Source organism: Mangrovibacter phragmitis, from assembly GCF_040429585.1.
Lineage (GTDB): Bacteria > Pseudomonadota > Gammaproteobacteria > Enterobacterales > Enterobacteriaceae > Mangrovibacter > Mangrovibacter phragmitis.
This window is the reverse complement of the sequence record NZ_CP134782.1, coordinates 1,431,264-1,451,236: the sequence shown is the minus strand read 5'-3', so window position 1 is coordinate 1,451,236 and position 19,973 is coordinate 1,431,264. Positions and strand designations below refer to the sequence as shown.

18 protein-coding genes are annotated in these 19,973 nt (G+C 49.2%); 8 read left to right on the top strand and 10 right to left on the bottom strand.

Annotated features, from left to right (window positions below; all coding sequences use genetic code 11):
* Positions 1-138 precede the first annotated feature (138 nt).
* On the top strand, positions 139-1,008 hold the full coding sequence (locus MPHASIOC01_RS06845; RefSeq protein WP_064593884.1) for a crotonase/enoyl-CoA hydratase family protein: 870 nt from the start codon (positions 139-141) through the stop codon (positions 1,006-1,008).
* On the opposite strand, the gene pdeR is transcribed toward MPHASIOC01_RS06845, so the two are convergent.
* The 9 genes from pdeR to pspF form a co-directional block, all read right to left on the bottom strand.
* Positions 1,005-2,996 (bottom strand): cyclic di-GMP phosphodiesterase, encoded by a 1,992-nt coding sequence (gene pdeR / locus MPHASIOC01_RS06840; RefSeq protein ID WP_064593882.1) that lies wholly within the window; start codon positions 2,994-2,996, stop codon positions 1,005-1,007. The genes MPHASIOC01_RS06845 and pdeR overlap by 4 nt on opposite strands.
* A gap of 382 nt (positions 2,997-3,378) precedes the next feature.
* Entirely contained in the window at positions 3,379-5,310 is a 1,932-nt protein-coding gene (locus MPHASIOC01_RS06835) for an exoribonuclease II (protein WP_064593880.1), read from the bottom strand.
* 316 nt (positions 5,311-5,626) lie between these two features.
* A complete protein-coding gene (gene fabI, locus MPHASIOC01_RS06830) occupies positions 5,627-6,415 on the bottom strand; it encodes an enoyl-ACP reductase FabI (protein ID WP_064593877.1) in 789 nt (262 codons plus the stop codon).
* A 222-nt stretch (positions 6,416-6,637) separates the two neighbouring features.
* On the bottom strand, positions 6,638-7,447 hold the full coding sequence (gene sapF / locus MPHASIOC01_RS06825; protein ID WP_064593875.1) for a putrescine export ABC transporter ATP-binding protein SapF: 810 nt from the start codon (positions 7,445-7,447) through the stop codon (positions 6,638-6,640).
* Between the two features lie 2 nt (positions 7,448-7,449).
* Complete coding sequence (sapD, locus tag MPHASIOC01_RS06820; protein ID WP_064593872.1) at positions 7,450-8,442, bottom strand: putrescine export ABC transporter ATP-binding protein SapD; 993 nt, start codon at positions 8,440-8,442, stop codon at positions 7,450-7,452.
* A complete protein-coding gene (gene sapC / locus MPHASIOC01_RS06815; protein WP_064593870.1) occupies positions 8,442-9,332 on the bottom strand; it encodes a putrescine export ABC transporter permease SapC in 891 nt (296 codons plus the stop codon). The genes sapD and sapC overlap by 1 nt, the downstream gene beginning before the upstream one ends.
* Entirely contained in the window at positions 9,319-10,284 is a 966-nt protein-coding gene (gene sapB, locus MPHASIOC01_RS06810; protein WP_064593868.1) for a putrescine export ABC transporter permease SapB, read from the bottom strand. The genes sapC and sapB overlap by 14 nt, the downstream gene beginning before the upstream one ends.
* Positions 10,281-11,918: an ABC transporter substrate-binding protein SapA gene (sapA, locus tag MPHASIOC01_RS06805; RefSeq protein ID WP_064595440.1), complete on the bottom strand. Its 1,638-nt coding sequence runs from the start codon at positions 11,916-11,918 to the stop codon at positions 10,281-10,283. Before sapA ends, sapB begins: the two co-directional genes overlap by 4 nt.
* A gap of 98 nt (positions 11,919-12,016) precedes the next feature.
* Positions 12,017-13,006 (bottom strand): phage shock protein operon transcriptional activator, encoded by a 990-nt coding sequence (gene pspF / locus MPHASIOC01_RS06800; RefSeq protein ID WP_064593866.1) that lies wholly within the window; start codon positions 13,004-13,006, stop codon positions 12,017-12,019.
* 250 nt (positions 13,007-13,256) lie between these two features.
* Here pspF and pspA point away from each other — a divergent pair, with 250 nt between their 5' ends.
* From pspA to tyrR, 7 genes are all read left to right on the top strand, one after another.
* Positions 13,257-13,928: a phage shock protein PspA gene (gene pspA / locus MPHASIOC01_RS06795; RefSeq protein WP_064593863.1), complete on the top strand. Its 672-nt coding sequence runs from the start codon at positions 13,257-13,259 to the stop codon at positions 13,926-13,928.
* Between the two features lie 50 nt (positions 13,929-13,978).
* On the top strand, positions 13,979-14,206 hold the full coding sequence (pspB, locus tag MPHASIOC01_RS06790) for an envelope stress response membrane protein PspB (protein ID WP_064593861.1): 228 nt from the start codon (positions 13,979-13,981) through the stop codon (positions 14,204-14,206).
* On the top strand, positions 14,206-14,565 hold the full coding sequence (gene pspC / locus MPHASIOC01_RS06785) for an envelope stress response membrane protein PspC (RefSeq protein WP_064593859.1): 360 nt from the start codon (positions 14,206-14,208) through the stop codon (positions 14,563-14,565). The genes pspB and pspC overlap by 1 nt, the downstream gene beginning before the upstream one ends.
* On the top strand, positions 14,562-14,792 hold the full coding sequence (locus MPHASIOC01_RS06780) for a phage shock protein PspD (RefSeq protein WP_064593857.1): 231 nt from the start codon (positions 14,562-14,564) through the stop codon (positions 14,790-14,792). The genes pspC and MPHASIOC01_RS06780 overlap by 4 nt, the downstream gene beginning before the upstream one ends.
* A 200-nt stretch (positions 14,793-14,992) precedes the next feature.
* Positions 14,993-16,390, top strand: coding sequence for a YcjX family protein (locus tag MPHASIOC01_RS06775; RefSeq protein ID WP_064595438.1), 1,398 nt, complete (start codon positions 14,993-14,995; stop codon positions 16,388-16,390).
* Positions 16,387-17,451: a YcjF family protein gene (locus MPHASIOC01_RS06770; protein WP_064593855.1), complete on the top strand. Its 1,065-nt coding sequence runs from the start codon at positions 16,387-16,389 to the stop codon at positions 17,449-17,451. The genes MPHASIOC01_RS06775 and MPHASIOC01_RS06770 overlap by 4 nt, the downstream gene beginning before the upstream one ends.
* Before the next feature lie 194 nt (positions 17,452-17,645).
* Positions 17,646-19,211 carry a transcriptional regulator TyrR gene (gene tyrR / locus MPHASIOC01_RS06765; RefSeq protein WP_064593853.1) on the top strand — a complete coding sequence of 522 codons (1,566 nt, stop codon included), beginning with the start codon at positions 17,646-17,648 and terminating at the stop codon, positions 19,209-19,211.
* 53 nt (positions 19,212-19,264) lie between these two features.
* Here the strand turns inward: tyrR and tpx are convergent, their stop codons facing one another.
* Entirely contained in the window at positions 19,265-19,771 is a 507-nt protein-coding gene (gene tpx / locus MPHASIOC01_RS06760; RefSeq protein ID WP_064593852.1) for a thiol peroxidase, read from the bottom strand.
* Positions 19,772-19,973: the final 202 nt, after the last annotated feature.

Below are 19,973 nucleotides of genomic sequence, written 5' to 3'. Positions count from 1 at the left end.
GGCAATGAACATGTGTCCATTTTGCCGCAAACTCTCAGTTGCTGCCGAGAGAAAGCCTGAATCAGGCAATCCTTTGTTCAGCAAGGGGATCTAATGAGATTAGATCTGTTTTTATGACGAATTTGGCAGGATACGACTATGACATTGAACAACCAACCTGGCTGTGAACGCTTTACTGATACCGAGCGTTTTACGCAACTTGTCGGATATTACGAAGAGGAACGGAAAACTGTCTGGATGATGCTGAGTTCTCGGCCCCGCCCATGTTTTAATCACCAATTAATAGAGGAAATCATGAACTTGAGTTATCTGGTGAAAAAATTAGGTATGACAGTGGATTTCTGGGTTACCGGTTCTCTGGTACCCGATATGTTTAATACTGGCGGAGATCTTAACTTCTTTATTGATTGCATACGCAACGGTAAACGTGAGGCATTACGCGCCTACGCAAGGGCCTGTGTGGACTGTGTACATGCCGCTGCACGCGGTTTTGATACCGGAGCAATCAGTATGGCTATGGTTGAAGGTAGCGCACTTGGGGGCGGTTTTGAGGCCGCGTTAGCACACCACTTTGTGCTGGCACAACATGATGCCCGAATGGGATTCCCGGAAATCGCATTTAACCTTTTCCCCGGAATGGGCGCTTATTCCCTGGTTGCCCGCCGCTCAGGAATGAAACTCGCCGAGGAGCTTATATACAAAGGTGAGTCTCATACTGCGGAGTGGTATCAAAACCATGGTCTGGTTGACCAGTTATTTGAGCCAGGAAAAGGGTATATAGCAACCCGAACTTTAATTGATACCTTTCGCACTAAACTTAATGGCATCAGGGCGATGCTGCGGGCAAGATCCCGGGTGCTGACGTTACCACGCTCGGAACTGATGGATATTACGGAGGACTGGGTGGAGAGTGCCTTTGCACTTGAATCCAGAGATATTAGTTATATGGAAAGGCTGGTGATGTTACAGGATCGCCATGTTGCCACGGCGATCCGTAAAGCAGGTTAAAAACCTGTTCTTGCCTGATAACGTTTATACCATCGCTCGAAAGAGGCTGCGGGCATGGGTTTAGCAAACAAAAAGCCTTGCCGTTCGTTGACGCCGTTCTTAATAAGAAAGGCGTCTTCTTTTTTATTTTCCACACCTTCGGCAATGACTTGCAGGTTAAGCGCCTGAGCGACAGCAACAATCGCGCGGACTAACGACTGTGACACCGGATGTTTATAAACCTCTTTCACAAAACTTTGGTCAAGTTTGATTGCATCAATGGGAAAACGCGCCAGTTGCGATAAGGAAGAATACCCCGTTCCGAAATCATCCAGGTGTATTTGCGCACCCAACCGGCTGAATTGCTGAATCACGGAGAGCGCCAGGTCTTCATTTTCAATCAGACAACTCTCTGTAAGCTCAACATCAACCGGGCAATATTCAAAGTTGAGGTCGGTCAGTGCCTGTTTCAAATCACTGAATATGGTCTGGTCAGACAGTTGTCTGGCGGAAATATTTACTGCAACCCGCAAATTAATCCCTTTTTTGCGCCACTTTGCAACTTGCTGAATGACATCAAGCATGACCCAGCGCCCCAAAGGTACAATTAGCCCGGATTCTTCGGCATAACTGATAAAATCCGTTGGTGCTATCAACCCACGTTCCGGCGATTGCCAGCGAACTAATGCTTCAACACTTCTCACTTCGCCGCGCCAGGTTACTTTGGGCTGATAATGAATAACCAGTTGCTGATTATCAAGCGCTTTGCGTAAGTTGGTGTCCAGCCATAAATATTCAAAAACCCGCTGGTTCATTTCTGGAGAGAAAACACAAAATTTACCACGGCCATTTTCTTTGGCTGTATACATGGCGGTGTCTGCGTTACGAATAACACTTTCACGATCAGTGCCATGTTGGGGAGCGATGGCTATGCCCAGAGAGCAGCCAGTGTAGATCTCAATAAGCCCAATACGAAAGGCCTGTCGCAGGCGTGAAATAATCCGTGATGACATGGCTTCCAGGGCTACCTGAGTCGTGTCGGTTGCCAGAATAATGAATTCATCACCCCCCAGACGCGCCAGGGTTTGTTCTCCATCCAGACAGCCGAGAATAGCGAGGGAAACAGCCTGCAATAACTGGTCGCCAAACATATGCCCGTAGGCATCATTTACTTTCTTAAAATTATCCAGATCAAGATAGACGACGCCAACCTGGGTATCGCCGCGTTTATCAATGGCATCTGCAATCAGATCATTAATGGCGTTACGGTTAGGTAATCCAGTAATAGCATCGGTGTTAGCAAGAACGCGCAAGCGTTCCTGGGCACGGCGTTCTTCAGTAATATCTGTACCGGAGCAAATAAGGAATATTTCATTTTTACCGCTGCCATTATGTACAAATTTATTACGAAACAAAAAAAGACGCTGGCCTTTCAGCGTTTTTACCCAACGTTCGACTTCATAGGCATTACCATTGTGAAAAAAAGCACTGACATTGCGCCTTGAAGCTGCTGCTTCTGTCGGCGTCATGAAAAGTTTGAAAACGTTTTTACCCACAACCTCATGTTCTTTAAGGCCGGTGTACTCTTCACTCAAACGGTTAAAGCGCTGGATATTCCCGTGCTTGTCCAGCACAACAATAACGGAATTGGCTTCGGCTACAACCTGTTCAGCAAAAGATAAACCGCGGATTAAATCGCGGGTTGTAGACGGCGTATCGTTCCAGCAGGAGACAGAGCCTCCCCATTCCTGACGTGAAAGCTTACGGCCCACGAGGTGTAGCGTGACATCAGTACCGAACAAAGACACCATAATTGTCTGACTTGAGGTAATAACCGTCATTTCGCGGATACGGTCCGCCTGCTCCTGGGTAAGAGCAACCACTTGCGACGTTTCCGCGTGTTCTGCTGCGGATAACTGAAGCGCATTACTGTCAGCAGGTAAGCGCCAGAAAGGACTGTAGCTGCCTGAATAACGAAAAAGGAGGTTCTGCTCCAGATCGTCTTTCATGGTTTCTCCTGAACCCACAATGTTGCACATTAATAAGTGTGGTTAACTAATCAACCTTAATATAGTAGGGCGAAAATTACAAAACTGATTGTTTTTACAAGTGATGTGACCACCACCGAATGAACAAATTAGATACATCTCACAACACCCGCATGGATTTATCTTAAAAATAATCAGCACTCCCCATGCTATACATTAACGCATTTGAGTTAAGCGAGTTCTGTGGATAAACGATAAAAAAAGCCTCCAATTGGAGGCTTTGATTACGCGAAAAACCAGAAGTAATGTGCTGATTCTCTTGTTTATTCTTAACTATAAAAAGAGCAGGCAACCAAACCATTTCTCCCGGTACAGCCAGAGTGATAAGTACTCAACAGAGCTGTCACCCGGCGATACGTGCAATGATATTGCGTGTTTCCATACGGACTTCTGCAATGGTAACCCGAATAACATCAGTGACTTTGTAACAAGTTTCACCTTTGATCTGCACGGTTCCCAGTTCCTGGCTACAAACCAGTTCATCACGAACAGCATGAATAAACGGCGCAGGGATAAAGGCAACTGCGCCATTATCAACCAGGCGTACACGCATCCCCCCGCGCGAAACATCAATTATCTCAGCATTAAACTGAGTATCTGTACCTGCTTTGTCATTCAGAAACCGTGCATACAGCCAGTCACCAACATCACGTTCAGCCATACGGTTAAGACGACGACGCTCAGCCATTTGAATGGTTAATTCATCTGCAGGACGAGCAACCGTCTCACCTTTGATAATCGCTTTCAGCAAACGGTGGTTTACCATGTCACCATATTTACGAATTGGTGATGTCCAGGTTGCGTAGGCTTCAAAACCCAGCCCAAAGTGAGCCCCCGGTTCAGTGCTGATTTCAGCAAAAGACTGGAAACGACGGGTACGGCTGTCCAGGAAAGAGGAAGGCTGGCTGTCAAGCTCACGGCGCAGGGTACAGAAACCCGGCAGGGTAAGTAAAGCCTGAGCATCTGCTTCAATACCGTGGTTTTTGAGCAAGGCCGCGAGTTGTTCAACAGAAGACGGGTCAAAACCGGCATGAATGTTGTAAATGCCAAAGCCCAGTTTTTCTTTCAATACCTGTGCAGCACAAAGGTTGGCTGCAATCATGGACTCCTCAACAATGCGGTTGGCAATCCGACGCGGCTCAGCAACGATATCCAGCACTTCACCTTTTTCACCCAGAATGAAGCGGTAATCCGGGCGGTCTTTAAACACCAGAGCATGGGTTTCACGCCATTGACTGCGGCGCTGGCAAATTTGAGCCAGCAGACCAATTTGTTGTGCTACAGCTTCAGAGTCAGGCTGCCACTCGCCTTGTTTCTCAAGATAATCAGAAACATTGTCATAAGCCAGCTTAGCTTTAGATTCGATGGTCGCGGCAAAGAAATGGATGTTTGCAATGGCGCCATCAGCGAGAATATCCATGCGGCAAGCCAGTACCGGACGTGGCATATTCGGACGCAATGAACACAGGTCATCAGACAGTTCACGCGGCAGCATCGGAATGTTGAAGCCAGGCAGGTAGTTGGTAAAGGCGCGAACCTGCGCAATCTTATCCAGTTTGCTGTTTTCAGCAATCCAGGCTGTTGGATCTGCAATAGCAACGGTCAGTTGCAGTACATCACCTTCTGTAGCCTGAACAAACAACGCATCATCCATATCTTCCGTACTGGCGCTGTCAATGGTGACAAACTCCAGTTGGGTTAAATCTTCACGATTAAGGTGCTCATCCAGCTGTTCAGTGGCAACACCATCAGGTGCTTCACGCTCCAGATTATGGCGTGCAAGAGTCACCCACCAGGGAACGAAATGGTCATCGCCGAAAGTAATAAACTGAGTCAGCTCGGCATAAAAAGTGCGATCGCCTTTTAATGGGTGACGGCGCATTTCTGCGACAGCCCAGTCACCTTGCTGGAACTCATGATTTACCTGGCGGGCAGGGCGGCAAGGAATGGCATCACGCAGTAATGGATGGTCCGGAATAATAGACAGTTTATCGTCTTTTTTTTGTACCCGGCCTACAAAGCGAGACAGGAAAGGTTCAACCAGCTCTTCGGGTTCAGCCGATTCACGATCCTTGTCTGTGTGAATGACGGCGATAATGCGGTCGCCATGCATCACTTTCTTCATTTGTGGGGGGGGAATGAAATAGCTTTTCTGCGCGTCAACCTCAAGGAAACCAAATCCTTTTTCAGTTGCTTTGACCACGCCTTCTGCTCGCGGGGTTTGAGAATGAAGTTGCTGTTTTAGCTGCGCAAGCAGCGGGTTATCCTGAAACATAATATTGGTATCGGTAGCCTAAAGAGCGGCAGACAGTTTTACGCGAATACGCGTATGGCGGCAAGCGAAGTTTGCCTGTGTTCCCACTTGTCTGTGCAATTATTCCCCTTGACGCAATCTGATTACAAGCAGGTTGTCCGGTTAAATACGCTTTATCAGTTCTGTTTGCCCATTGAGTAAGGGAAAATTTCCTGAGACCCGGTACCGGCAATCTGTAACAGGCTGCTTATCTGGCATGCTTTAAACTGTTAAGAGTATAAAAAAAGAGCAGTGAATCACTGCTCTTTTCTGGTTTAACAGAAAACACCTTGACGAATTATTTCAGTTCAAGCTCGTTCATTGCGGCAATGCTGAAGCCGCCATCCACATGGACCACTTCACCGGAGATCCCGGCAGAAAGGTCAGCGCACAGGAATGCAGCTGTATTACCGACGTCTTCGATAGTCACGGTGCGGCGAATGGGTGTTACCGCTTCACAGTGAGCCAGCATTTTACGGAAATCTTTAATGCCGGAGGCTGCAAGGGTACGAATCGGGCCAGCCGAAATGGCGTTCACTCGCACGCCTTCCGGCCCCATCGCATTCGCCATATAACGAACATTGGCTTCCAGAGATGCTTTCGCCAGCCCCATTACGTTGTAGTTAGGGATAGCACGCTCAGCCCCCAGGTAAGACAGTGTCAGCAATGCTGCGCCAGGATTCAGCATTTGGCGGCAGGATTTAGCCATTGCGACAAAGCTGTAGGCACTGATGTCATGGGCAATTTTGAAACCTTCACGAGTGACGGCATTGACGTAATCACCATCTAACTGGTCGGCTGGAGCAAAACCAATAGAATGTACAAAACCATCGAACGTTGGCCAGCTTTTTGCCAGCTCAACAAACATACCGTCGATACTGGCGTCTTCAGCAACATCGCATTGCAGTACAATGCTGGAGCCAAAACTGGCGGCAAACTCTTCCACGCGGCTTTTCAGTTTGTCCGTCTGGTAAGTGAAAGCAAGCTCAGCACCTTCACGGTGCATAGCCTGAGCAATACCGTAGGCGATGGAGCGGTTGCTGGCGAGACCAGTGACCAGAATGCGCTTACCGGAAAGAAAACCCATAGTTTTAATCCTTATTGTCAGTACTTATTTGCTTTAAATTCAATTTATTAAAAGCAATTTTTTCAATTATTCGAAATCAGCCCGAAGTTATAGCGCACCAATCACAACATAACTATCTAACTATTTGGCGGGCACGCGGAGCAGGCCGCATAACGCTGGCGCAGTATATCACTCAATAGCATAGCGCCTCATCCAACCAGCGCGTATATAAACCTTGCTGAGCTATTTTTTGTCTTTACGCCAGGCATCTGCAGTCAGTGCTTCCCCAAAATGGCTGGCGATAAGCCTGCGGGTCAGCTCATGCAATGGCGATGCAAGCACATCTGCGGTACTGCCACGCTCAACGACTTCGCCATGCTGCATCACCATTACCTGATCACTAATGTGTTTCATCATGCCTATATGCTGAGTAACATAAATATATGAAATACCTTGTTTCTCTTGCAATTCCAGCATGAGGTTAATCAACTGAGAACGCATAGACATATCCAGAGATGCCAGTGCTTCATCAGCAATAATCACTTTTGGCCGGAGAATTAACGCACGGGCCAGACCCAGGCGCTGTTTTTGCCCGGGAGCAAGCATATGCGGGTAGTAGCTGGCGTGATCCGGTAACAATCCAACCATACGTAGTGTTTCCACTATCTGTTTACGGCGCGCCTCTGGCTCTAACTCCGTATTCAGGCGTAAGGGGAAATCCAGTATTTGGGAAACCCGTTGGCGCGGATTGAGCGAGGTGGACGGATCCTGAAAGATCATGCGTATTTGCTGGCAGCGCCAGGCATAATCGCCATAATGCAATAGGTGGTCATTAATCACCACTTCACCGGCGGTTGGTTCCACCATCCCCGCCAGCATTTTTGCCAGGGTTGATTTTCCCGAACCATTCTCGCCAATAATAGCCAGCGTTTGCCGCTCCCTGAGCATAAAACTCAGTGGTTTAACCGCTTCAACCAGTTGCCGGTGAAACATTCCTGTGCGGTAGCGGAAAGTTTTACTCAGGTTTCTGACTTCGAGTAATGTTTCCACCATAATTACTGGCTCTCCATATTTAACGGGAAGTGGCATGCGTATTGCCGGCTACGTGCTCCAGTCAGGCGTGGAGTTTCAATACATTCACGCTGGGCGTAAGGGCAGCGTGGACCAAGCCGACAGCCAATAGGCAAATGTTCCAGTAGCGGAATGGCGCCCGGCAGGGTGTTCAGCCGGCTTTTATGCGGCATTGCACTGCCGAAATCTGGAATAGCACGAATCAGCGCCTGGGTATACGGATGGTAAGGCATTGAAATCAGTTCATCACTGGGTGCTGATTCCACGGTCTGCCCGCAATACATTACTATGATCCGGTCTGTCCACTGGCTCAACATTTGCAAGTCATGGCTTATCAACAAAATTGTCGTATTGTTGTTCTGGTTTAGCCGGCTGAGTAACCGGAAAATTTGCGCCTGTGTGGTGGGTTCCATCGCATTAGTTGGCTCATCCGCAATCAAAAGTCTTGGTTGGTTAGCAAGGGCAATGGCAATCATCACTTTCTGGCATTCACCTTCCGTTAATTCATACGGAAAGCTGCGCATGGCATCTTTATGATCTTTAATTCCCACGCGGTGAAGCAACTCGATAGCCCGGCGCTTACGCCAGCCAAACCGTTTCCACCAACGGCCTTTCCAGGTCCACCCCGGAATATTTTGCATTAACTGACGGCCAATTGATTCCGAAGGGTCAAGACAGGATTGTGGCTCCTGAAAAATCATTGAAACATTGTGCCCGATAAGTTTGCGACGTTCCCTTGATGACAGGCGCATCAAATCGATATCGTCAAAACGCATACGGTCAGCTGTAACTCGCCAGTTATCTTTCGTGACACCACACAATGCTTTGGCTATCAGACTTTTACCTGAGCCAGACTCACCAACCAGACCCCGGACATCACCTTCATTGAGTGTCAGGCTGACCCGGTCAACCGCTTTAACCCAGCCTTCGCTGGTTTTCAATTCAATGGTGAGATTGCGTATATCCAATAATGGCATTATTCCACCCCTGAAATGATTGCGCGGCGAATACCATCACCCAGCAGGTTAATCAACAGGACACTTATCATGATAGCAGCGCCTGGCAACATCACGGTCCAGGGGGCAACGTAGATCAACTCAAGTGCATCACCCAGCATCGCTCCCCATTCTGGAGAAGGAAGTTGTGCGCCAAGGTCGAGAAAACCGAGCGCTGCAATATCCAGGATTGCAATAGAAAAAGCGCGGGTGACTTCCCCCACCAACCCGGCGGCAATATTTGGCATAACTGAGTAAACCAGAATATTCAGTGTGGAAGCACCATCAAGCCGTGTAGCAATGACATACTCTTTTTCCAGTTCATCATGCACCAACAGATAAACGGAACGTACCATACGTGGTAACAAGGCAAGCCAGACTGCAAACATGGCATGAAACAAGTGTGGCCCGGCGAAAGCAACAACTATAATCGCCAGTAACAGTGACGGAATCGACAGCAGTGCGTCCAGAATATGGTTAAGCGCGGCAGAACGCAGACCATGAGTTGAACCGGCAAACACGCCCATGATCAGCCCGCAAAATGCTGCCGCCAGGGTAACTACAAACGCGCCCCCCACAGTGGGCAATGCGCCACTGAGCAGCCGGCTCAACACATCACGCCCTAAATCATCAGTGCCGAGAAAGAAAGACACATCACCATAACGTGACCAGGACGGCGGCAATAATTGATAGCCCAAAAACTGTTGGTCAATACCATAAGGGGCAAAAACACGGCCGAACAGGCACAAAAGCAATAATGCCCCACACCCATACAGGCCAATCATTGCTGGCGTATCACCATAAAATTTTCGCCAGGTAATCAGCAACGGCCCTGGTGGACGCTTTTCGCTGTAAACATTATCGTAGGGCATACCATTCCTTATGCTTCAATGGGTTGGCAAGCGCACCCAGAATATCTGAAACAACATTGACAATAATAACTAATGAGCCAATGACCATTACCCCCGCAGAAATGGCGGCATAATCTTGTTGGCGAATGGCATTAACCAACCAGCGGCCCAGACCCGGCCAGCTAAAGACCACTTCAGTTATCATCGCGAGCGTGAGCATAGTGGAGAATTGCAAACCCAAACGGGGAATCACCGGGGGAAGGGCATTATGCAGTACATGCCGGTGCAGAACGGTAAACCGTGACACACCGCGGGTGGCCGCCGCTTTAATGTAATTGGTATCGAAAACCTCAATAGTGCTGATGCGCATTAAGCGCACCACTTCAGTCATAGGCGCGAGAGTCAATGTGGCAACTGGCAGCACCATATGACGTAGCACACTCATAATCATCTGAGTGCGATAAGGTGAATCTGAAAGCCAGGCATCAATTAATGCAAAACCTGTTACATCTTTGACCTGATAGAGCAAATCTATTCGTCCCGAGACAGGTAACCAGCCTAACGTAAGTGAGAAAAATAAAGTCAGCAATAGCGCAAGCCAGAACACCGGAATGGAGAATCCTATAAGCGCCAAAGTTGAAATAAGGTTGTCCTGCCATTTATAACGAGTGACACCAGCGAGCATACCCAACGGGATACCGACTACCAGTGCCAGACCGAATGACAAAATGCATAATTCAAGGGTCGCCGGAAAAACTTCGGCAAGTTGTTCATTAATTGACTGACCATTAATACTGGAAACACCAAAATCCCAGTGGATTAAACTGTTGAACCAAAATAGCCAGGCATTCCACACCGAGGCTCCCTGTAGTGGCGCATGGGGAGTGAAATAACTCAGGCTGAACCCCACAAATGAAAGTAAAAACAAGGTCACTATCAGTAATAACAAGCGGCGCAATGTGAAAATAATCATGGTTTTTTCACCTCAGGGGTTTCACGCCAGACTCCGGCAAATGAAGCACTGCCAAAGGGGCTTAGCACCAGTCCTTTCATATCATACCGATAGGCCTGTAAACGCAGTGAAGAAGCCAGCGGTAAAACCGGAAGCTCCTGTGCCAGAATCTGCTGAGCCTGACGGTAGGCTTCAATGCGCGATGAAAGCTGGGAGGAGTCCAGAGCCTGCTGTAACACAGCATCAAAATCCCGGTTACACCAGTGAGAAAAATTGGTTTGTGAACGGCTTGCGGCACAACTTAGTAACGGTCGGAAGAAACTGTCCGGATCATTACTGTCCGTTGCCCAACCGGTTAATGTCAGGTCGTGGCTCATATCCATTAACCGGGCTTCCTGGAAACGACCTTCAACCGCACGAATAATCACCTTCACGCCAACTTGTGCCATATCTGCCTGAATCAGTTCAGCCGTTTTAAGTGGGCTGGGGTTCCAGGGTTGGGAAGTGGTTGGTACCCAAAGCTGTAATGTCAGATTTTTGATACCCAGTGCTTCCAGTTGCTGACGTGATTTTTCCGGGTTGTATTCCGTAATTTTGGAACTACTGTCATACGCCCAGGATGCACGCGGCAGAATGGAGGCTGCTGTTTCTGCCGTACCATAATAAATTGACTGCATCAGGCGTTGGTTATTAATCGATAGCGACAGAGCATGCCGAACTGCCGGGTTATTTAGTGGTGGTTTGTTGGTATTGAACGCCAGGAATGCAATATTCATCCCGGGGCGTAAGGTCAGGCGCAGACGCGGGTCATCACGCAAAATGGTCAACTGGCTGGCAGCAGGCCAGGCAAGGACATCGCATTCCCCAGTGAGCAGACGGGACATACGCCCGGTACCACCAGAGCCCATATCAATCACCACCTGGGGCATTTTAGGCTCGCCGCGCCAGTAATGTTCATGCCGTGCCAGGCGGATAAATTGCCCAGCGCGATACTCAGTGAGTTTAAACGGCCCGGTCCCCACCGGCAGGCGGTCAATTAACTCCTGTTTACCTGCATTTTCCAGCTTGTGAGCATATTCCGCAGACATTACTGATGCATAGTGCGTGGCAAGGTGCCATAAAAATGAAGCATCCGGGCGCTTAAGACGAAACTCAACGGTGTAATTATCAAGCTTACGAATACTTTCAATGGTATCAGCAAACTGAAGGCTGTCGAAATAGGGGTAGTTATCGCCATTGACACTATGCCAGGGGTCGTTCTTGTCGAAGATGCGTTTAAAACTGAACACAACATCATCCGCATTCAAATTGCGGGTTGGCGTAAACCATGCAGTAGTCTGGAAAGCCACATCATGGCGTAAATGAAAGCGGAAGGTGGCACCATTATCCAGCACTTCCCAACTTTGTGCGAGTTCTGGCACCAGTCGGTAAGTGTAAGGGTCCACATCAAGTAACCGGTCATAAAGTTGAGCCGCAAGGGTATCCACCGTTAGACCTTCACTGACTTTTTGCGGATTGAAGGTATTAACCTGGCCATTGGCACAATAGACAAAACCGCTCTGGTGAATGTCTGGCGGTGAGTCCTGTGACGTAGCATAAGCTGTACTGCTAAGAGAACCCAGCAGGGCCAGCAATGAAACGAGAAATGAGCGCATATTTTTTTGGGTCACGATAACTAAGAACTTAAGTGTATCGCACTCTTAACGCCATCCCAAAAAATGTCGGAATGTTTGCTGTAAATATCGCCAACGGGCTAGTGGATTTGATGTTTTTTGAGCAAAGCACGTAATTGGTGGTAGGTTAACCCCAACTTTTCCGCCGCCATTTTCTGGTTAAAACGGGTTTGTTGCAGGCTTGTTAGCACCAGACTTTTTTCTTGTTGCAACTGAAAGGCCCGTAAATCTATGGGTAACACCGGTACTGAAAGCGCTGGTGATATGGCAGGCTCTTCCCCGGCTAACTGCGAACCGGAACCTGAAAAAGGGTTGAAGACAATATTATCGAGCTCTTCGGGGTTTGAACCATGACGGTAAACCGAGCGTTCAACAACATTCTTCAATTCACGAATATTACCCGGCCAGGGCCAGGCCAGTAACTGTGACTCGGCCTGTTCGCTAAAGCCGGCAAATAATGGTAAGCCCATTTCCCGGCACATTTGGATGGCAAAGTGTTGAGCCAGCAATAAAATATCGGACTGACGCTGGCGTAAAGGGGGCAGAGTAACAACATCAAATGCCAGACGGTCGAGCAGGTCGGCTCTGAACTGTCCGCTGTGTGCCATCGCGGGTAAGTCGGCATTTGTGGCACAAACCAGTCTGACATCAACCTTGAGCGGCTGGGTTCCACCGACACGTTCCAGCTCTCCGTACTCAATAACCCGCAACAGTTTTTCCTGAACCTGCATGGGAGCCGTCGCTAATTCGTCGAGAAAAAGCGTTCCACCTTCGGCGCGTTCAAACCTGCCGGGATGGCGTTTTTGCGCCCCAGTAAATGCACCTGCCTCATGACCAAAAAGCTCTGAATCCAGTAAATTTTCATTAAGGGCCGAACAGTTGAGTGAAACAAATGGCCCTTGCCAGCGCGGTGATAAGTAATGAATCCGGTGAGCAACTAACTCCTTACCGGTTCCCCGTTCACCAACTACCAAAACGGGTTTGTTCAATTGAGCCAGGCGTGAGGCATGCTCCAGCACCTCAAGAAAGTTATTGGACTCGCCAACCAGGTTATCCTTCTCATCTGTCATGGTCAAATTCACTACTTGGTGGTGTATTTAACCACTATAGCCAGTTCTGCCTGGCAGGTAAAATAATTAAAAATGTTTTATTTCAATGTGTTGATATGTTGGCACGCAATTTGTAATACCCACAGGGTACAGCAGAAGAGTAATCGCGGTGGTATAGCGAATACCAGAGCTCAGTCAAAGGCATGCCAGCCTGTTCTGGCACAACACAGAAACCTGTCTATGTTCAGTCTGGCAGGTTAAGGAGATTTAAATGGGAATTTTTTCGCGCTTTACTGACATCATTAATGCCAACATCAACTCCTTACTGGAAAAAGCAGAAGATCCACAAAAATTAGTACGGCTGATGATTCAGGAAATGGAAGATACGCTGGTCGAAGTACGTTCAACATCTGCCCGCGCACTGGCAGAGAAAAAACAGCTGACGCGCCGTATTGACCAGGCACAGGCTCGCCAACTGGAGTGGCAGGAAAAAGCCGAGCTGGCGCTGAGAAAAGAAAAAGAAGATCTGGCCCGTGCGGCATTGATTGAAAAACAGAAACTCACTGATCTTATTACCAGCCTCAATAACGAAGTTGAGCACATTGATGAAACCTTGCTACGCATGAAAACAGAAATTGGTGAGCTTGAAAATAAGCTGACTGAAACCCGGGCCCGCCAGCAAGCCCTGGCTTTGCGCCATCAGGCAGCGGCTTCCTCACGTGATGTTCGTCGTCAGCTTGATACCGGAAAACTGGATGAAGCAATGGCGCGTTTTGATGCGTTTGAACGCCGCATCGATCAGATGGAGGCAGAAGCGGAAAGCCACCGGTTTGGCAAAAGTAAAAGCCTTGATCAGGAATTTGCAGAATTAAAAGCCGATGATGAAATCAGCGCACAAATCGCGGCACTGAAAGCCAAAATGAACAAAGACAACAATGCCTGATTGCACGCAGATACCCTGTGTGAGCGTCATTCATATAGTAAGGAGAACCAATGAGCGCGCTTTTTCTGGCTATTCCGTTAACCATTTTTATGTTGTTTGTCGCCCCCGTTTGGCTGTGGCTGCACTACAGCAACCGTGACAAAGGCGAAAGTGTTTTATCAAATAATGAGCAACAACGCTTGCAACAACTTACGGGAGAGGCAAGGCGTATGCAGGACCGGATACAGGCACTGGAACAAATACTGGATGCTGAACATCCTGGATGGAGGGAACGTTAATGGCCGCATTTCATAAACGCAAACTCTGGCGCAACCCACAACAAGGGATGATTAAAGGGGTCTGTGCCGGGATTGCTGAATACCTTGACGTACCAGTAAAGCTGGTGCGGGCAATAACGGTATTGTCGCTGTTTTTTGGTCTGTTCTTTTTTGTCGTGGTGGCCTATATCGCGTTAACATTTGCATTAGACCCGCGACCTGAAGGCTTGCAGGACGAACAGGAGCCGGTACCTGACAACCATCATCTGCTGGCACAGGCTGATCAATTACTTGGCGAAAGTGAAAGGCGGCTACAGGCAATGGAGCGTTATATTACCTCGGATTCCTTTACTTTGCGTAGTCGGTTTCGTCAGCTATGAAAACCGTAAACAGCACACCAGAGCCAGGCTATCGCCGCCTGGCACCTCTGGCCATGTTAGCCACGACGGTCGCGTTACGTTTTGTGCCTGCCGGAGTTGCCACTCTGGTGATTAGCCGGGTGGCCCACAAACCCTTGCGGCTGTTGTTGGGCGTTGCCCTGGAGCCTGTGTTACGCACTTGCGCGAAAAAATTCACCCAACGCTGGCATAATAACCCTGATGTATAAACTCCGGTGGGTAAATCCCCGGCAGTGTAGTGGCTGGTGTTCATGTATATACTGTGGTCAGTACCTTGATTTTGTTTGGTGTTTGTCATTAGCAGTATGATTATTATTTCTCCTGGTCGTCAATGGTTGCCATCTAAATCAATGAGATGCAGGTGCCTTTGCAGCAGGCAAAGGGTGTACTGGCAAATAACAGGAATGTTATGAAGCGAATAAAAAATGAGTTTCAGGCTCTGGTCAACCGGGGAGCAGACCGGCACCTGCGCCTTGCTGTCACAGGGCTAAGCCGTAGCGGTAAAACCGCTTTTATTACTGCCTTCGTTAACCAATTACTTAATATTCAAACCGGCGCGCGTCTGCCTTTGCTTAATGCTGCGCGGGAAGGGCGCCTGTATGGTGCCCGCCGGGTACCACAGCAAAATTTGGGTATTCCACGCTTTACCTATGATGAAGGGATTGCACAGCTTTATGGCAGCCCTCCAGCCTGGCCCACACCAACCCGTGGTGTCAGCGAAATCCGTCTTGCACTTCGTTTTCGTTCAGCTACCAGCGTTATGCGGCATTTTAAAGAAAATGCCACACTGTATCTCGATATCGTGGATTACCCGGGGGAATGGTTACTGGATCTTCCCATGTTGGGGCTGGACTATGCTGCCTGGTCGCGCCAAATGACAGGGCTGCTGAAAGGAGCCAGAGGTGAGATGGCGGCAAAGTGGCAGGCCTTGTCGCAAGACCTGGACCCGAACGCGCCGGCGGATGAAAAACACCTTGCAGAAATAGCCACAGCCTGGACTGATTATCTGCATGCCTGTAAACAGGCTGGCCTGCACTTTATTCAGCCCGGGCGTTTTGTCCTGCCTGGCGAAATGTCTGGTGCTCCCGCATTGCAGTTTTTCCCCTGGCCTGATGTAGATAACCTGGGTGACCATGTCATTGCTCAGGCAGGGAAACAAACCAATGCAGGCATGTTGCGGGCCCGCTACGACTATTATTGCCAGCATGTAGTTCGCGGTTTTTACCGGGAACACTTTATCCGGTTTGACCGGCAAATTGTGCTGGTTGATTGCCTGCAGCCACTTAATAGCGGGCCGCAGGCGTTTAACGACATGCGCCTCGCACTAACGCAATTAATGCAGAGCTTTCATTACGGGCAGCGCACACTGTACCGGCGATTATTTTCACCAGTCATTGATAAGCTGTTATTTGCGGCAACCAAGGCAGACCATGTCACCCATGACCAGCATGCCAACCTGGTCAGCCTGCTCCAGCAACTGGTGCAGGATGCCTGGCAGAATGCTGCGTTTGAAGGCATTAAAATGGAGTGCATGGGGCTGGCATCTGTTCAGGCAACTACTGCCGGGTTGGTGGATTATCAGGGCGAAAAAGTTCCAGCGTTACAGGGTCACCGGTTATCTGATGGTACACCGTTGACATTCTTCCCAGGAGAAGTGCCGTCACGTTTGCCTGGTAATGCTTTCTGGGAACAGCAGGGGTTCTCTTTTGAGCAATTTCGCCCGCTACCCATGGATATTGACAACCCTTTACCGCATATTCGGCTGGATGCTGCGATGGAGTTCCTGATAGGAGACAAGCTGCGATGAGTGAACCAATAAAACCGCGCATTGATTTTTCCCAGGAAAAACCAGTGCAGAAGGCAGAAGCAACGGTGCGCCCGGCCAAAGTATTTGATGTGGCTGAAAACTTTGAACCTGTGCAAGTAAATGAACCGGAAAACGAAGAAGCCCAGCAGGCCGAAGCACTGGTTTCCCGCGCACTGCAACCGAAAAAAAGCGTATGGCGGCGTCTGGTCGGGCTTGGTCTGGCTATTTTCGGCGTGAGCGTGGTGGCGCAGGGAGTGACATGGGCACACAATGCCTGGGTCACACAGGACTGGATAAGCCTGGGGGGTTGCGCTGCGGGAGGGCTGATTGTTGTTGCGGGAGCCGGTTCACTGGTAACTGAATGGCGGAGGTTATGGAAGTTACGCCAGCGAGTCGAAGAACGCCATGAAGCGGCCGAAATGTTAACCAGCTATGCTTCGGGCAAGGCACGGGTGTTTTGTGAAAAACTTGCCGGTAAGGCCGGGATTGATCAGCGCCATCCAGCCATGCAGCGTTGGTATTCGGCGTTACATGAAACCCATAATGACAAAGAAGTCATCACACTGTACGGGCAAATGGTACAGCCGGTTCTGGATAACCAGGCGCGTAAAGCCATCAGCCGTTCAGCGGCGCAGTCTTCGCTGATGATTGCAGTCAGCCCACTTGCACTGGTTGATATGGCGTTTGTGGCCTGGCGCAATATCCGGCTGATTAACCACATTGCGGGGTTGTACGGTATCGAACTGGGGTACTTCAGCCGTATCCGCCTGTTTCGCATGGTATTGCTGAATATTGCCTTCGCCGGAGCAAGTGAACTGGTACGTGAAGTGGGGATGGACTGGATGTCTCAGGACCTGGCAGCACGCCTTTCTGCCCGGGCTGCCCAGGGCATTGGCGTTGGCCTGTTGACCGCCCGGTTGGGAATAAAAACCATGGAGTTATGCCGCCCACTCCCGTGGACAGGCGATAAACCGAAACTGGGCGATTTCCGCCGCGAACTGATAAGTGAGGTTCGTGCAACATTGCAACGCAGTAAACAGACCAATACACCTTCCGCTTAAGCCAAACACCGCACTGAAGAGAAGTGCGGTGCTGCTATTGCTTTGTTGATACCTTTCACGTTGTTACCTGTAACGCGCTATGCCCTGATTGATAACTTATGGCTGTCAATATTTGTTGACAGATAGCTTCTGGATAGCACAGAAGTGCAGTATCATCACAAACTGTCCTTTTGATTGTTATATAGGTTCCTGCCATGCGCCTTGAAGTGTTTTGTGAAGACCGCCTTGGGCTCACGCGTGAGCTACTCGATTTACTGGTGCTGCGTGGTATCGATTTACGGGGCATTGAAATTGATCCCATTGGGCGCATTTATCTCAATTTTTCCACTCAGGCGTTTGATACCTTCAGCAGCCTGATGGCAGAAATTCGCCGTATCCCTGGTGTCTCTGATGTGCGCACAGTACCCTGGATGCCTACAGAGCGGGAGCACCGTGCGTTAAGTGCATTGCTGGAAGCACTGCCTGAACCCGTATTATCGCTGGATATGAAAAGCAAAGTGGAGATGGCAAACCCGGCGTGCTGTGCATTGTTTGGGCAAGACGCTGATAAACTACGTAACCATAATGCGGCCAGCCTGATTCCCGGTTTTAATTTTGTCCGTTGGCTGGAAAGCCGCCCGGTTGCATCACATACCGAACATGTGGTGATTAACGGGCAAAATTTTCTGATGGAAATTACCCCGGTACAGGTTGAAGCTGAAGAAAGCGGTGAAACGGTGCCTGGTGGTGCAGTTGTAATGCTCCAGTCGACCATTCGTATGGGCAGGCAGTTGCAGAACCTGAATCACCAAAATGTGGAGGCTTTCAGCCAGGTTGTCGCGGTGAGTGGCGCAATGCGCCATGTTGTCGAACTGGCGCGCAAAGTGGCCGGGCTCAATGCCCCATTACTTATTGTCGGTGAAACAGGTACAGGTAAAGACTTGTTTGCCCGTGCCTGCCATATGGCGAGCCCCCGGGCAGAAAAACCTTACCTGGCGCTTAATTGTGCTTCAATCCCGGAAGATGCCGTCGAAAGTGAATTATTCGGCCATGCTGCAGGTGCTTATGCTAATGCTACAGAAGGGAAAAAAGGGTTTTTCGAGCAGGCGAATGGCGGGTCCGTCTTATTAGATGAAATTGGCGAAATGTCGCCGCGCATGCAGGCAAAACTGTTGCGTTTTCTCAACGATGGTACCTTCCGCCGCGTAGGCGATGAACATGAAGTGCATGTTGATGTAAGGGTTATCTGCGCTACCCAGAAAAACCTTGTCGAACTGGTGCAAAAAGGCGCATTCCGTGAAGATCTTTATTATCGGCTGAATGTCCTGACATTAAACCTTCCACCATTGCGTGACTGCCCGCAGGATATCATGCCGCTTACTGAGTTGTTCGTTGCCCGCTTTGCTGATGAGCAAGGTGTGCCGCGGCCTAAGTTATCCTCGGAATTAAATTCAGTGCTTTCTCGTTATAGCTGGCCGGGCAATGTCCGGCAGTTAAAAAATGCGATTTACCGGGCTCTGACTCAGCTTGAAGGTTATGAACTGCGTTCTCAGGATGTGTTATTACCGGATGTGGATGCCAGCGTGATGCCGGTGGGTGATGACGTTATGGAAGGCTCATTAGATGATATCACGCGCCGCTTTGAACGTGCGGTGCTCACACAGCTTTACCGTAATTACCCCAGCACACGTAAACTGGCAAGGCGGCTCGGAGTGTCGCATACCGCTATTGCGAACAAGCTAAGGGAATATGGCCTGAGCGGGCGTAAAACGGAAGAGTGAGTAAACAAAAAGCCGGTTGTAATCCAACCGGCTTTTTATCAAAGAACGAACAATCAGCCTTTCAGTGCGGCCAGTGCGGCGCTGTAATCCGGCTCTTCAGTGATTTCATTAACCAGTTGGCTGAAAATCACTTCATCTTTCTCGTTGATCACGACAACAGCACGGGCGGTCAGGCCTTTCAGTGCACCATCATCAATCCCCACCCCATAAGTATCCTGGAATTCAGGGTGGCGCAGAGTAGAAAGTGTCACGACATTGCTAAGGCCTTCAGCACCGCAGAAGCGAGACTGGGCAAATGGCAGGTCAGCCGAAATGCACAACACAACAGTGTTATCCATTTCGGTAGCCAGTTGGTTGAATTTGCGAACAGATGCTGCGCAAACACCAGTGTCAATGCTTGGGAAAATATTCAGAACTTTACGTTTACCCGCATAGTGGCTCAGGGAGATATCTGCAAGGTCTTTTGCGACCAGAGTGAATGCCGCAGCAACACTACCAGCCTGAGGGATCTGACCTTTAACGGCAACCGGGTTACCCTGAAAATGAACGAGTTGTGACATAGTTATTTTCCTGTTCTCATATTGTTAACGCTTGAGCTAGTGTAAGCCAACTCATAGCGAATGAATATAAAAAATTATTTACATCCCGGCAATTGTAGCGCCAAAACTGTTAACAGAGAGCCGTGGCGAAGTATTTGCACCAGAATACTAAACCGATGTCCGTGAAGATAATTGGGTGCAACGGTATATACTGCATTAAACA

Bases quoted from the DNA above. Each gene is read 5' to 3' on its own strand.
- MPHASIOC01_RS06835 (WP_064593880.1), bottom strand. From the start codon at position 5,310: ATGTTTCAGGATAACCCGCTGCTTGCGCAGCTAAAACAGCAACTTCAT.
- sapD (WP_064593872.1), bottom strand. From the start codon at position 8,442: ATGCCATTATTGGATATACGCAATCTCACCATTGAATTGAAAACCAGC.
- sapC (WP_064593870.1), bottom strand. From the start codon at position 9,332: ATGCCCTACGATAATGTTTACAGCGAAAAGCGTCCACCAGGGCCGTTG.
- MPHASIOC01_RS06775 (WP_064595438.1), top strand. From the start codon at position 14,993: ATGAAGCGAATAAAAAATGAGTTTCAGGCTCTGGTCAACCGGGGAGCA.
- tpx (WP_064593852.1), bottom strand. From the start codon at position 19,771: ATGTCACAACTCGTTCATTTTCAGGGTAACCCGGTTGCCGTTAAAGGT.
- pspA (WP_064593863.1), top strand. From the start codon at position 13,257: ATGGGAATTTTTTCGCGCTTTACTGACATCATTAATGCCAACATCAAC.
- sapB (WP_064593868.1), bottom strand. From the start codon at position 10,284: ATGATTATTTTCACATTGCGCCGCTTGTTATTACTGATAGTGACCTTG.
- fabI (WP_064593877.1), bottom strand. From the start codon at position 6,415: ATGGGTTTTCTTTCCGGTAAGCGCATTCTGGTCACTGGTCTCGCCAGC.
- MPHASIOC01_RS06845 (WP_064593884.1), top strand. From the start codon at position 139: ATGACATTGAACAACCAACCTGGCTGTGAACGCTTTACTGATACCGAG.
- MPHASIOC01_RS06780 (WP_064593857.1), top strand. From the start codon at position 14,562: ATGAAAACCGTAAACAGCACACCAGAGCCAGGCTATCGCCGCCTGGCA.
- pspC (WP_064593859.1), top strand. From the start codon at position 14,206: ATGGCCGCATTTCATAAACGCAAACTCTGGCGCAACCCACAACAAGGG.
- pdeR (WP_064593882.1), bottom strand. From the start codon at position 2,996: ATGAAAGACGATCTGGAGCAGAACCTCCTTTTTCGTTATTCAGGCAGC.
- MPHASIOC01_RS06770 (WP_064593855.1), top strand. From the start codon at position 16,387: ATGAGTGAACCAATAAAACCGCGCATTGATTTTTCCCAGGAAAAACCA.
- pspF (WP_064593866.1), bottom strand. From the start codon at position 13,006: ATGACAGATGAGAAGGATAACCTGGTTGGCGAGTCCAATAACTTTCTT.
- sapA (WP_064595440.1), bottom strand. From the start codon at position 11,918: ATGCGCTCATTTCTCGTTTCATTGCTGGCCCTGCTGGGTTCTCTTAGC.
- tyrR (WP_064593853.1), top strand. From the start codon at position 17,646: ATGCGCCTTGAAGTGTTTTGTGAAGACCGCCTTGGGCTCACGCGTGAG.
- pspB (WP_064593861.1), top strand. From the start codon at position 13,979: ATGAGCGCGCTTTTTCTGGCTATTCCGTTAACCATTTTTATGTTGTTT.
- sapF (WP_064593875.1), bottom strand. From the start codon at position 7,447: ATGGTGGAAACATTACTCGAAGTCAGAAACCTGAGTAAAACTTTCCGC.